This window comes from Ulvibacter sp. 2305UL32-6, from assembly GCF_058148545.1.
The window spans coordinates 260632-274042 of sequence record NZ_JBYVKA010000004.1; the positions used below are offsets into that span (position 1 = coordinate 260632).

Here is a 13411-nt window from a genome sequence, read left to right on the forward strand (position 1 = left end):
TATGTAAATTGTAGAATGGATTTAATTATTTCTGAAGACAGTCAGGTTCTCAATATTTTATTGAGCGCCATAGGGTTACTTATATTTATGGCTTTGGCTGTTGTGCTTTTTTTCTATTTTTCTCGGAAGAAGATCGTTCAATCAGAACTGGAAAAAGCAAATTTACAAATTGAACATCAACGCGAGGTTATTCAAGCCAATCTTATAACACAAGAAGCCGAACGAAAGCGTATTGCACAAGATTTACATGATGCAATTAGTTCAAAACTTAATATTGTTTCTTTAAATGCGAATATGCTAACGCAGAGCGATATTCCTTCCGAAGAGACCAACAAAATAGCGGGCGATATTCTCAAAGTGACAACAACAGTTCTTGAAAGCTCCAGACAAATTGCGCATGATCTGTTGCCGCCAACTTTAAAGAATTTCGGACTCGAATCTGCTTTGGAAGAGTTATGTGATTCTCTTTCCGACACCAAAAAATTTGAAGTCGATTATCACAGTGAATACCCAAACAACACGCTTTCAGAAACGAGCGAATTACACTTATTTAGGATCACACAAGAGCTCTTTAGCAATGCTATAAAATATTCTAATGCGAGTACGGTACAACTTACGTTGGAAAAACAAGAGGATATTGTATCTTTACAATATGTTGACGACGGACGCGGCTTTGATCTTAAAAAGGCAAAGGAAGCAAAGGGAATTGGTATGAGCGGGATAGAGAATCGTGTTGCTATACTTAATGGAAGCCTACAGATTGAAACTTCCGAAGGAGCTGGCATGAAACTCAGTGTACTAGTAAAATTAGACGCTGAAGAAGAATAGTTTTTAGTGCAACCAAATAAGCAGTTAATTACAATCAATTCAGACCATAATGAAAATTAATTTAGCGATTGCTGATGATGAGGAACTTTTTCGAGTTGGTATGGCTCACATACTTTCGAGAGATGAAGAAATTAATATTGTCTTCCAAGCAAGTAATGGGCGCGAATTACTCGACTATTTAGCGGGGGCTGAGATTCTGCCAGATATTATTATTACCGACATTAAGATGCCAGAACTTAATGGAGTAGAAGCTACCAAAGCAATTAATCAGGCTTATAAAGAAATTGGAATCATTGCGCTTACTACCTATAATACGAAACCCTTTATTCGCAATATGATCGACGTAGGAGCGAGTGCTTATTTGGTGAAAAATTCGGCTCCCGAAAAGGTGTTACACACAATTAAACAGGTTTATTATAATGGATTCTATTATGATAAGACGGTCATAAATGTTTTAAATGAACGGTCTGTTTCAAAACGAACCGTTGAATCTAAAACGGTTTTCGATGATGATTTTCTTACGCCGCGGGAACGCGATGTACTGGAACTTATTTGTAGACAGTATAAGACCTCTGAAATTGGTGAAGCCCTTTTTATAAGTCCGCGCACGGTAGAGGTCCATCGTAAAAATTTACTCGATAAAACCAGTTCAAAAAACATTGCCGGTTTGGTGATCTTTGCGATCAATAACAATTTAGTGCCTCCTATTATTATTGAATGAGATTTCTTCGGAAGAAAAAAGAAACCAATAAAAGCCAAGTTTGAAGTTAAAGGAAATCCCACCACATTTATACCATACGCTGCGTTTGCGAGCCATTCCGCTAAGCCGTTTTCAGAAAAGGGATAAGACTTCCGAAATTCCTGTGGTTGTTTCTCTAACCACAATTGAAAGTAGGATTAACGTGGTTCATATAACCATTCGAAGTATCTTAACGCAAGACCTGCTTCCGAAGAAAGTTGTTTTATGGCTTCACGAGAGATTTCAGAATAAACTACCAAAATCATTGCAGAAACTACAAGGTGATTATTTTGAAGTTAGGTATACACCTCACGACTTCTCGCACTTAAAGCTTATACATACATTAGAGGAATACCCAAACGATCATATTGTAACTGTAGATGATGATATGATCTATCCTCCCAATTTTTTACGTCTTTTGTATGAATCACACCAAAAATATCCGAGAGATATAATTAGCAACCATGTACGTGAGATCCGTTTTGATACAGAAGGCACGCCTTTGCCTTACGTTCAATGGCCGCATGTTAAGATACAGCCACAAGATGCTACTTTTTTAATGCAACTAGGGGTTTTTGGCGTTTGGTATCCTCCTGGAACACTACATGCCGATGTTACAAATGTTGAGTTGTTAAAAGCTTTAGCACCCAAAGCCGATGATCTTTGGTTTAAAGCAATGGCAATGTTAGCGGGAACATCGATCCGTTTACCTGACCGTAGACCCGAAAATCCAGTTCTTATTTTAGGGACACAGAAAATTTCTTTAAAGAGAACTAATAAGACACAGGACTTTAATAGAACTCAGTGGCAGCAACTTACAGATCATTTTGATTTGCCATCTGGTAAAGGTTTATAGGAAATTCCACATTCTATTCAAGAATTTTTCGCTACCTCATATTTTTTTCTACCTTTAAGACATTAAGCTAACCATCTATGAAAAAGACCAACCATCTACTTTTCTGGCTATGCCTTTGTTTTATGATTCCTGTCTTCGGAATATCTCAAAACACTGAAATTGGCTACTACAATTGGTTTGATGCGCAAGTGGGCGTTGAAAACTCTGGATTATTTAATGGGAAAGAATATATCGATCTCGACAGAGCGACTACCCAAAATTATAAGTTTTTTAAAACTCCGCGTTTTGTAACGGGTTCTGTGACGTATAGTGGTCAGCATTATTATAATGTGGATATCAAATACAATGTGTGGGATGACCTGCTTGTAATTAAACTCCCAAATGACGGTTCTGAGGTAATTTTAACACCTGTAAAGGCATATACTACCAACTTTACCATAGGTGATCATCATTTTGTACATGTTAATGATAGTGTAGTAAAGGCGATCAATAAAAATGGCTTTTATGAACTTCTTCAGGATAATACATATTATACCTTTTATAAAAAATATCAGAAAGGGCGCAGCAATAAAGTTGAAGGAGATCGCTCATATTATGTTTACAAGGACAGTCGGCCTGTTTTTTTTCTGAAGTATAATGGGCAGTTTACGCAAGTTAGCTCTAAAAGAGATCTGATCAAGATCTTTCCGCAGTATAAAAAGGAGATCAATTCGGTTCGGGAAAGAACCGGCAAGAATGATCCCAATGCCAATGAAACTTATTTGAAGAATCTCCTAACAAAGGTTAAGGGATTGCTGTCTAACGAAACTAATACCAAATAGATGAAAGGATTAATTACACTTATATTGCTTTTAACTTTTGGTTGGATCAATGCTCAGCAAACAGATCCTAAGATCACAATTGCTTACAACGATGAAAGTCTTGAAGAAGTTATAGAAAGCATTGAAGCAAAAACAAATTATCAGTTTTTTTATGATGCATCATGGCTGTCAAATAAAACCGTTTCCGGAAATTATGTCGATACCAATGTATCTACCATCTTAAGTGATCTTTTCTCCAATACTGTTCTCAACTTTTTTGTAATGGATGGGAATAAGGTTATTTTAACTCAGAACAATATTATTTACGACTCGCTTCCTACTAACTTCTTTAATGACGAAAGCACCGTTGTTATTGATGAAGAAGATACAAAGACGAATCCGTTATTTGTTAAAGAAGAAAAAGCAAGTAAAACCACACCAGTTCAAACGGTTCGTATTGGAAAAGAAGACAGGTCAAATACAAGAAAAAGATTTACTTTAAGGGGGGTAGCTGTAAATCCAGATACTGGAGAACCTATTTCTAGTTTAGCCATTGTGGTTAAAGGAAAAAACTTGGGTACAACAACCAATTTCGAAGGATATTACGAGATCGAACTTCCAGCAGGACTCAATCAACTTGAGACAAAATCACTGGGAAATGAAGATATTCAGAAAAATGTGATCATTTACAATGACGGAACGCTCAATTTTGAGCTTCGAGAGGATCTTCAGTCACTTGACGAGATCGTTTTGGAGGCTAACAGAGGTCAGAATGTCAAACAGGCAGTGACGGGTGTTACGCAGATCAAGGTAGAAGAGATCAAAACCATTCCCTTAGTTCTGGGAGAACGTGATATATTAAAAGTGGCGACAATACTACCTGGAATTAGCACTGCAGGAGAAGGTTCTTCGGGTTATAATGTACGTGGAGGAAAGACAGATCAGAATTTAATTTTATTGGATGAAGGTGTTATTTACAATCCCTCGCATTTCTTCGGAATTTTCTCTGCTCTAAATCCATTTACGACCGGCGATGTTGATATTTACAAAGGAAGTGTGCCAGCCGAATACGGAGGACGACTATCTGCAGTATTCGATATAAACACCAAAGATGCGAATGTCGATAAATTTTCGGGAGAGGCAGCTATTGGTCCGGTGACCAGTAATGTTACACTTGAAGTTCCTATAGTAAAAGGGAAAAGCGGCTTCTTAATTGGTGGGCGAACTACTTATTCAGATCTTATTCTAAAACAATTGGATGAACCGTCCTTGGCTAATAGTAAAGCCAATTTCTTCGACATAGTTGCAAAATTCAATAGTAAGATCGGAGAGAAAGATGATATCAAAGCAACAGCATATTACAGTCGGGATGCTTTCAGCATTACTTCAGACTCAATTTATAGTTATAGCAACCGTTTGGGATCGCTACAATGGAATCACAAGTTCAACGATAAAAATAGAGGAAGTCTTATTGTGTCAAATAGTCAATATCGTTTTAATATTGATTACGATGGCGATCTTGACCAGGATTTTGAGCTAGGCTATAAAGTAACGGAAACAGAATTGAAGTTACGTATGAAGTATATCATGAGCAATGAACACAAATTTGATTATGGAGCATCGGCAAAGATCTATAATGTTTCGCCTGGGTCAATAGAGCCAACCGGAGGAGAGTCTATAATTCAGCCGGTCAGTCTCGCAGAAGAAAAGGCCATGGAAGCTGCTGTGTTTATTGGTGATATTTGGGAGGTTAATGATAAGCTGCTCTTAAATGCGGGACTGAGATATTCATTTTACAGCGCTTTGGGACCCTCAGATCAAAATGTTTATCAGGAAGGATTGCCTAAGAATGACGGAACACTTTTAGAAACCAAGAGCTACGCAAATAATGAAAGTATCGCTAATTATGGTGGTCCAGAGGTACGCGCATCACTTCGATATCTTTTAGGAAAGGATTTTTCGGTAAAGGCAGGGTATAATACCTCGTATCAGTTTATTCATACCTTATCTAATAACACAACCGTTTCGCCAACCGATACATGGAAATTGTCGGATCTAAACATCAAACCGCAACAAGCGCAGCAGTATTCATTAGGGTTCTTTAAAAACCTAGATGACGCAACCTATGAATTGAGCTTGGAAGGTTATTATAAGCTTTCAGAAAATATCATTGACTATAAGGTGGGAGCAGACGTATTGCTCAATGAGCGCATTGAAACGGAAGTTCTGCAAGGTAATGGGCGTGCCTATGGAGCCGAATTATTACTTCGGAAATCGAAAGGTAAATTAAATGGCTGGATAGGTTATACGTATTCTAGAGCTTTATTTCAGTTAGACAGCGAGTTTCCAGAAGAACGCGTAAACGATGGGGAATTTTTCCCGTCGAATTTTGACAAGCCACATGATTTTAGCCTTGTGTCTAATTACAAATTTACGAAACGCTTTAGTGGTTCCTTAAACTTTATTTATCAAACAGGTCGACCCGTAACATATCCAATTGGTAGTTATGTGTTGAATGGAAATGAATATGTTTTCTATAGTGATCGCAATAAATTTAGGATTCCAGATTACTATCGTTTGGATCTAAGTTTTAATATTGAAGGTAATCATAAGATCAAAAAATTCGCTCATAGTTTTTGGAATATTTCCATTTATAACGTTTTGGGTCGAAATAATCCGTACTCCGTATTTTTTGTGACACAAGAAGGAAAAGTAAAGGCGTATCAGAGTTCGATCTTTTCGGTACCTGTTCCTACCATAACCTATAACTTTAAGTTTTAATGTTTCCGAAGATGAAAATAAAACCTAGTAAAAAGCACACCTCATTATGGCCAATGGCAATTTTATTGCTCGTAATTGGATGTGTGGAACCCTTTGAGTTTGAAACAGAAACTTTTGAAAGTGCGTTAGTTGTAGATGTCACAGTAACAAATGAAGTGAAACAACAGCAAGTGCGTCTTTCTAGAACATATATGCTGGATGCCGAAGGCCCTGTAATGGAATCGAATGCACAGGTTCGTATAGAAGAAACGGAAGGATTAGTTTATGAATTCTCTGAAATAGCTCCGGGGCTATATGGTTCAGATATCGAGTTCGGTGCCCAAGTTGGTAAAGAATACGTCTTAAAAATAACGCTTTCAAATGGGCGTCGTTATATTTCGGCTCCTCAAAAAACACCGCAAGTTGCTCAAATTGATGATGTCTATGCCCAACGCACTACTAATAATGCGGGAATTAATGGAATGGGCATTTATGTTGATAGTTTTGATCCAACGGGGAACGCAGATTTTTTTAGGTATATGTATGAGGAAACTTATAAGGTCATTGCTCCCGAGTTTAAGGAAATTGACTTAAAAGTAACTGGTACCGAATATCCAGATTGTTCGGTGGAGGAAGTACCACGACCGGCAGGGGAAGAAGTTTGCTATGCTACAGTACTTTCTAACACAATCAACCAATTTAGTTTGAATGACAATACCGAAGACCGGGTGACTAAACATGAAGTGCGTTTTATTAATAGCGATAATTATATCATTTCACATCGGTATAGTATTTTGGTTAGACAATTTGTTCAAAACCCCGATTCCTTCTTTTACTTTGAGACTTTAGGGGCATTTGCAGGAGAAGACAATCTATTTTCACAGGTTCAAGCGGGATATATCCCAACAAATATGATTTCTGAAGCCAATTCGGAAGAAAAGATTCTTGGCTTTTTTGAAGTGACTACGGTTAGTGAACAACGACTCTTTTTTGACTATACCGATTTCTACCCTAACGAAGACTTGCCACCTTATGTATCTACATGTAGACCTTTTGCACCAAATATTGTGCAATCAGGCTTACCACCATCTTGTGGCTCGCTTATATTGGGTTTAATATTGGATGATATTGTGTATTGGGATGAAAACACGGGACAAATACCTAATCAAACCGGACCGTATTTAATGGTTCAAAAACCTTGTGGGCACTGCACAGCACTTGGAAACAGTGAGGTACCCAATTTTTGGATAGACTAAAATGAAAAGAACGATAAGAAATAGTATAATGTTTCTCCTTCTACTAAACATCTGTTTTGTAGGATGTGTTGAGCCGTTCAGTTTTGATTCCGAAACCTTTGAAAGTGCTTTAGTGGTTCAAGCCACGATCACAGATAAAATGATACAACATGAGGTGCTTCTGTATAAAACACATCCCATAGATGAAGACGAACCTATCGTTGAGACAAATGCGACCGTTTTGATAATAGATGATCTAGGAAGATCCTATCCTTTTGTAGAAACAGAAGCAGGATCATATTTGGCTGTTGATGCATTTGCGGTGGAACCAAACCGACAATATCAATTGAAAATCACCCTTAATGATGGTAAAAAGTATACCTCTAGTTTTCAAAGTACCCCGGCAGTATCGAGCATTGAAAGGGTGTACGCAGACCGTATCACAGATGATCAAGGTTTTGACGGGGTTTCAATTTTTGTAGATAGTAATGACCCAACAAATCAGGCCAAATATTTTCGTTTTCAGTATGAAGAAACTTATAAGTTGATTGTACCTGAGTGGAAAACGAGGGACTTAATTATTTTAGTAGATGATGCTCCAGATTGCTTTGTAGGAACAGTTCTAAGACCGATCGATCAGCTTACTTGTTTTGTGTCGCCTACAAGAAAAACTTCTGGAGTTTTGGATGTAAGTAACCTTAGTGACTCCCGAATAATTGGTCACTCGGTTCGGTTTATCTCTAGCGAGAATTATAAGATGGCTAGCCGTTATAGTATTTTGGTTCGTCAGTTGGTTCAAACACGTGAAGCAAATACATATTTTGCCACTCTGGATAAATTCAATGATGAAGGGGGAAGTATTTTTTCGCAAACACAGACTGGTTATATTGAAGGTAATATTAAAGCAGATGCGAATGCTGAAGAACGGGTTATTGGTTTTTTTGAGGTGGCTACACTGAGTGAAAAACGCATATTTTTCAACTATACAGATTTCTATTATGGCGAATCTTTACCTCCATATTTTATAGATTGTACACCAATTGACCTTCGGCTATCTGATAGTGGAGGTTGTTCTTATAATTTTTACCAAGTAGGTAATAGGAATCTAATTTATTATGACGAAGAAGAATTTGGAGAACCGCCTTTGCAAATAACCGGATATCGTGTTGTGTATAGACTCTGTGGTGATTGTACTGCGGTGGGAACACCAGAAGTCCCAGAATTTTGGGAAGAATAATATAAAAATAAATAGTATGAAACGATTTTATATAGTCCTTTTGTTTAGTGTGGCATGTGTGTTAAAGGCAGAGGCTCAAGCAACCCTTCAATCAAGTGATGCTATTACTGGTTTTAGTGCAATTCCGCAGGAAACCACCTATGTACACTACAACGCGCCGCTATTGCTTACAGGAGAATATCTTTATTATAAACTCTACTGTTTAGATACACAAACGAAACAAGCTACAAGCATTAGTAAAATTGGATATGTTGAGCTAATAGGCAGTGATCTAAAAACAGTTTTTAAGCACAAAGTGCTATTGAACAATGGTGTGGGGTCAGGTGATTTTTTTGTCCCACCAAGTTTGCCTTCCGGAAACTATAAGTTGTTAGGCTATACGCAATGGATGACAAATAGTTCAAAGAAGAACTTTTTTCAACAAGACATCAGTATTATAAATCCGTATCAAGAGAACCAGTCGGCCATCCTTGCTCCCAAAGTAGAATCTTCGGAAACGATGAATGCTCAAGAAAATAGCTTGCCATCAGTACCTTCTGAATCAAAAAGTAGCTTGATCAAGTTGGAACTGTCATCGAAACAATACGGAACCCGTAATTTGGTGAGTGCAAGTCTTAGTAGCTTAAAAAATGAAAATGGCAATTATTCTATTTCAGTACGAAAAGTAGACGAAATTTCTGGAATTCCGAAGCGTATTTCAGCGGCATTTGACGGTGCTGTGACGGCCGAAAATGGAAAGAATAAACCTAATATAGGTACCTTAATTGCACTCCCAGAATTACGGGGTGAGCTAATTTCGGGGAAAGTAATGCGAAATGGATCGCCAGTTCCGAACAAAGAAATTGCTTTTTCTATTCCAGGAGGTAATTACTTATTTGAGATCGCTGAAACAGATGCTTCGGGAACCTTCTATATTAATTTAGATAGCTCTTATGATCAAACACATGCTTATGCGCAAGTGCTAGATCCAGAGGCAGCCAGCTATGAGATCTTATTTTTCCAAGCTCCTTCTGTGGCGACAAAAACACTTGATTTTTATCAATTTACGTTACAAAAATCGGATCAGGAAAAATTATTGAAACGCAGTATTTACAACCAAGTAGAGAACGGTTATTTTACGGTTAAGACGGACAGCGTTTTACCTGCTCCAAGGGTAGATCGTTTTTACGGAAAACCTTCTGTAAGTTATAATTTGGATGATTACACGCGTTTCCCAACAATTCGGGAGACGTTGTTAGAGGTTATCGATAATGCATGGGTAAAAAACATAGGCGATGGTAAGAGCGTTTTTCAAGTGCGCGCGCAAGACAATTCTTTTGATATTAATGCGCTTCCTTTGGTTTTAGTTGACGGAGTTTATATTCAAGATCACAATGATTTTGTTGATTACAACGCAAGAAAAGTACAACGTGTACATATTCTAAAGGATCAATATTACCTTGGTTCTAAAGTATTTCAAGGTGTTCTTGATTTTGAAACGATCAAAAATGATTATGAAAGTTTGGTTTATAAGGATTATGTAAAGAAAGTGGAGTTGTTTAAACCACAACCCCAAAAAGACTACTATAAGCCCGTTTATACGTTGGATAACGAAGATAAGACCAAACGAATTCCAGATTTTAGAAATCAGTTGCTTTGGATGCCAAATGTAAGAATGCATACTTCGGAAGTAGATTTTGCATTTTACACTTCAGATAATGTAGGAACCTATGTAGTGGAAGTGGAAGGTTTTACCGATAGTGGCGCGCCAGTATCAATTTCTGAAAGCTTTGTGGTGAAGGAATAGTGCCGAAGGTCGGACTAGGCTCTAATTTTAAGTCACTCGCTTTATTTTCTAAATATTCACTATCTTAAGCATGCTTTTACTCCCCCAGTAAAATAGCAAACCATGCTTACAAAAGTTTATGGAAGTGCTGTGTTTGGTGTAGATGCTACAACCATCACAGTAGAAGTCAATGTTGACAAGGGAATAGGTTATCATTTGGTAGGTTTACCCGACAATGCCATTCGGGAAAGTAACTACCGCATTGCGGCTGCCCTTCAGAACAACAACTACAAAATCCCAGGAAAAAAATTAATTCTCAACATGTCACCAGCCGATATGCGCAAGGAGGGGGCTGCCTATGACCTTCCCTTAGCTATTGGTATTTTAGTTGCTACAGGACAAATTGAAGCCAAGTTTCCCTTAAATCAATATGTTATTATGGGTGAATTGTCTTTGGATGGACTATTACAACCCATTCGAGGCGCATTACCCATTGCCGTCAAAGCGAAAGAAGATGGTTTTAAAGGATGCATTCTTCCGAAGCAAAACGCCAAAGAAGCCGCTATTGTTGACGGATTGGAAGTTTATGGAGTTGAGACCATCAAGGAGGTAATCGATTTTTTTAATACTGAAAAGCCATTGGAGCGTACGCAGATCGATATGGAAGCCGAATTCTACGAGCATCTCGAGAATCCGGAATTCGATTTTGCTGATGTCAAAGGACAAGAATCTATTAAACGCTGTATGGAGATCGCTGCGGCGGGCGGTCATAATATTATACTCATCGGGCCGCCCGGCAGCGGAAAAACGATGCTCGCTAAACGACTCCCCTCTATATTACCACCGCTTAGTCTAACTGAAGCCTTAGAAACCACCAAGATCCATAGCGTAGCAGGCAGAACGATGCACAAAGGAGGTGTCATGACCTCACGGCCATTTCGGAGTCCGCATCACACCATTTCGGATGTGGCCTTGGTTGGCGGTGGAACCTACCCGCAGCCCGGAGAGATCTCCTTAGCGCACAACGGCGTATTGTTTTTAGATGAACTACCAGAATTTAAGCGAAGTGTCTTAGAAGTTATGCGACAACCACTTGAGGATAGGGATGTGACTATTTCAAGAGCGCGATTTACGGTAAGCTATCCTGCGAGTTTTATGCTGGTGGCGAGTATGAATCCGAGTCCGGGTGGCTATTTTAATGATCCCGATGCTCCTGTGATGTCTTCGCCAGCCGATATGCAGCGGTATTTGAGTAAAATTTCGGGTCCGTTGCTAGATCGTATCGATATTCATATTGAAGTCACACCTGTGCCTTTCGATAAACTTTCCGAAGAGCGAAAAGGAGAAGCAAGTTTATGTATTAGAGAGCGAGTGACCAAAGCGAGAAAACAACAAACGCTACGATTTGCTGAATTTGAACATATCCATTACAACGCGCAAATGGGTGTAAAGCAGATTCGGAAATACTGTAAGCTGGATGCAGCTTCCTTGGCATTGCTTAAAACGGCCATGGAAAGGCTCAATTTGTCCGCTAGAGCGTATGATCGGATCCTAAAAGTTGCGCGAACGATTGCCGATTTGGAAGGTGCAGAAGTGGTTTCGGGGGCGCACATTTCCGAAGCGATTCAATATAGAAGCTTAGATAGAGATGGATGGCTGGGATAGCTTGTTAATGCCTTGAATTATAGAGTTAGACTTGCTACTATTGAGTCGGTTTATTCCTTTGTCTTAAAATTAGTATCTTGAAATTTCAAATATTGTCGACAAATACCATCTTTGTCACTAAGAAACTATTATGAACAATAGATTAGTAAATCTTTTGCTTTTATTGACTTTAGGCTGGATTTTGATCAGTGCGACCATCGATTTGGATAACCTTTTCAATTACGCCAATCAGGATATTCCAGATTATATCTCCCATGACAATACCAATAGCAACCTGATTGACGATAGGGCTGCAACCTTAGGTCGTGTGCTTTTCTATGATAAAAATCTTTCTAGCGATGGCAGTGTTGCCTGTGCGAGTTGCCATATTCAAGCAAACGCTTTTAGTGATCCGAGTGTTCAAAGTTCTGGAGTGAACGGGCTTACGGCTCGGCATTCTATGCGGCTTGTAAATCCTAGGTTTTCACGTGAGGAACATTTTTTTTGGGATGAACGCGCTGAAACTCTAGAAGCTCAAGTGACGCAACCCATACAGGATCATATAGAGATGGGGTATAGTGGAACCAATGGCGACCCTAGTATGGCAGACCTAATAAATCACTTAGAGAGCATTGACTATTATCATATCCTTTTTGAGTTTGCATTTGGGGATTCAGAAATTTCAGAAAACCGAATGCAATTAGCATTGGCGCAATTTATAAGAAGTATACAATCTTTTGACTCGCCATTCGATGAAGGGTATATGCAAGTGAGCAGCACGAGTGTACCTTTTCCAAATTATACGCCGCAGGAGAATAGGGGGAAGGAATTATTTGTAAACAGTGTAGGTTGTGTAAATTGTCATATACCACCAGAATTTTCTATTGAGATACACTCTCAAAACAACGGGGTGATCACTGTTGCTGGAATGCCAGGAGAGATAGATCTATCGGTAACCAAACCCCCGTCACTTCGAGACCTTGTCAATCCAAACGGAAGTTTAAACACGCCTTTGATGCATGACGGAAGCTTTACAAGTCTTTTGGATGTGGTTAATCATTATAATAATATTCCCGATGACCCAGCAAATACGAATCTGGATGTGCGATTAACAGCGCCCAATGGCGAACCACAACAGCTTAATCTTTCAGAAGATCAAAAGCAAGAGCTTGTTGCCTTTTTAAAAACGCTTACAGGTTCAGATATTTATACCAATGAAAAATGGTCTGACCCTTTTGGTTCAGACGGCTCGATACAAATCATTGGTGGTACGTTGGGTATTTCTGAAAGCAATAAAACGCCCTTTGTGTCTATTTCTCCAAACCCTGTTAGTACGACGGCAAGGATGGAGACTAATTTGGGAGCATTTCGATTATCGATTTATAACAGTACAGGAAAATTGTTGTTTCAGAAGGAAGCTACTGGGCAAACCAAGTTAGACTTTACGAACTTAGCATCCGGATTGTATTTTGTAAGAATAAATACAGAAAACGGTTTACAAATGACCAAACGTATTGTCAAGAAGTAAAACCATTTTTTCTCAACAT

The 13411-nt window shown here is 38.6% G+C and carries 10 protein-coding genes; all 10 read left to right on the top strand.

The window, feature by feature from the left end; translation table 11 throughout:
- The first annotated feature begins 15 nt into the window (after positions 1–15).
- The 10 genes from ACY2RU_RS13990 (at position 16) to ACY2RU_RS14035 (ending at position 13392) form a co-directional block, all read left to right on the top strand.
- A complete protein-coding gene (locus ACY2RU_RS13990) occupies positions 16–828 on the top strand; it encodes a sensor histidine kinase (protein ID WP_490139096.1) in 813 nt (270 codons plus the stop codon).
- A 49-nt stretch (positions 829–877) separates the two neighbouring features.
- The gene (locus ACY2RU_RS13995) at positions 878–1549 is read left to right on the top strand and encodes a response regulator transcription factor (protein ID WP_490139097.1); all 672 of its coding nucleotides are present in this window, start codon (positions 878–880) and stop codon (positions 1547–1549) included.
- A 40-nt stretch (positions 1550–1589) separates the two neighbouring features.
- The gene (locus ACY2RU_RS14000; RefSeq protein ID WP_490139098.1) at positions 1590–2423 is read left to right on the top strand and encodes a glycosyl transferase; all 834 of its coding nucleotides are present in this window, start codon (positions 1590–1592) and stop codon (positions 2421–2423) included.
- Between the two features lie 77 nt (positions 2424–2500).
- Entirely contained in the window at positions 2501–3244 is a 744-nt protein-coding gene (locus ACY2RU_RS14005; RefSeq protein ID WP_490139099.1) for a hypothetical protein, read from the top strand.
- On the top strand, positions 3245–6004 hold the full coding sequence (locus ACY2RU_RS14010) for a TonB-dependent receptor (RefSeq protein ID WP_490139100.1): 2760 nt from the start codon (positions 3245–3247) through the stop codon (positions 6002–6004).
- Positions 6005–6015: 11 nt separating this feature from the next.
- Positions 6016–7239 carry a DUF4249 domain-containing protein gene (locus ACY2RU_RS14015; RefSeq protein WP_490139101.1) on the top strand — a complete coding sequence of 408 codons (1224 nt, stop codon included), beginning with the start codon at positions 6016–6018 and terminating at the stop codon, positions 7237–7239.
- Between the two features lie 28 nt (positions 7240–7267).
- Positions 7268–8455, top strand: a complete 1188-nt coding sequence (locus ACY2RU_RS14020; protein ID WP_490139102.1) for a DUF4249 domain-containing protein — start codon at positions 7268–7270, stop codon at positions 8453–8455.
- Between the two features lie 16 nt (positions 8456–8471).
- Positions 8472–10241 carry a hypothetical protein gene (locus tag ACY2RU_RS14025; RefSeq protein WP_490139103.1) on the top strand — a complete coding sequence of 590 codons (1770 nt, stop codon included), beginning with the start codon at positions 8472–8474 and terminating at the stop codon, positions 10239–10241.
- A gap of 102 nt (positions 10242–10343) precedes the next feature.
- Positions 10344–11885, top strand: coding sequence for a YifB family Mg chelatase-like AAA ATPase (locus ACY2RU_RS14030; protein WP_490139104.1), 1542 nt, complete (start codon positions 10344–10346; stop codon positions 11883–11885).
- A gap of 130 nt (positions 11886–12015) precedes the next feature.
- Entirely contained in the window at positions 12016–13392 is a 1377-nt protein-coding gene (locus ACY2RU_RS14035; protein ID WP_490139105.1) for a cytochrome c peroxidase, read from the top strand.
- Positions 13393–13411 lie beyond the last annotated feature (19 nt).

Bases quoted from the DNA above. Each gene is read 5' to 3' on its own strand.
- ACY2RU_RS14035 (WP_490139105.1), top strand. From the start codon at position 12,016: ATGAACAATAGATTAGTAAATCTTTTGCTTTTATTGACTTTAGGCTGG.
- ACY2RU_RS14010 (WP_490139100.1), top strand. From the start codon at position 3,245: ATGAAAGGATTAATTACACTTATATTGCTTTTAACTTTTGGTTGGATC.
- ACY2RU_RS13995 (WP_490139097.1), top strand. From the start codon at position 878: ATGAAAATTAATTTAGCGATTGCTGATGATGAGGAACTTTTTCGAGTT.
- ACY2RU_RS14005 (WP_490139099.1), top strand. From the start codon at position 2,501: ATGAAAAAGACCAACCATCTACTTTTCTGGCTATGCCTTTGTTTTATG.
- ACY2RU_RS14015 (WP_490139101.1), top strand. From the start codon at position 6,016: ATGAAAATAAAACCTAGTAAAAAGCACACCTCATTATGGCCAATGGCA.
- ACY2RU_RS14020 (WP_490139102.1), top strand. From the start codon at position 7,268: ATGTTTCTCCTTCTACTAAACATCTGTTTTGTAGGATGTGTTGAGCCG.
- ACY2RU_RS13990 (WP_490139096.1), top strand. From the start codon at position 16: ATGGATTTAATTATTTCTGAAGACAGTCAGGTTCTCAATATTTTATTG.
- ACY2RU_RS14030 (WP_490139104.1), top strand. From the start codon at position 10,344: ATGCTTACAAAAGTTTATGGAAGTGCTGTGTTTGGTGTAGATGCTACA.
- ACY2RU_RS14025 (WP_490139103.1), top strand. From the start codon at position 8,472: ATGAAACGATTTTATATAGTCCTTTTGTTTAGTGTGGCATGTGTGTTA.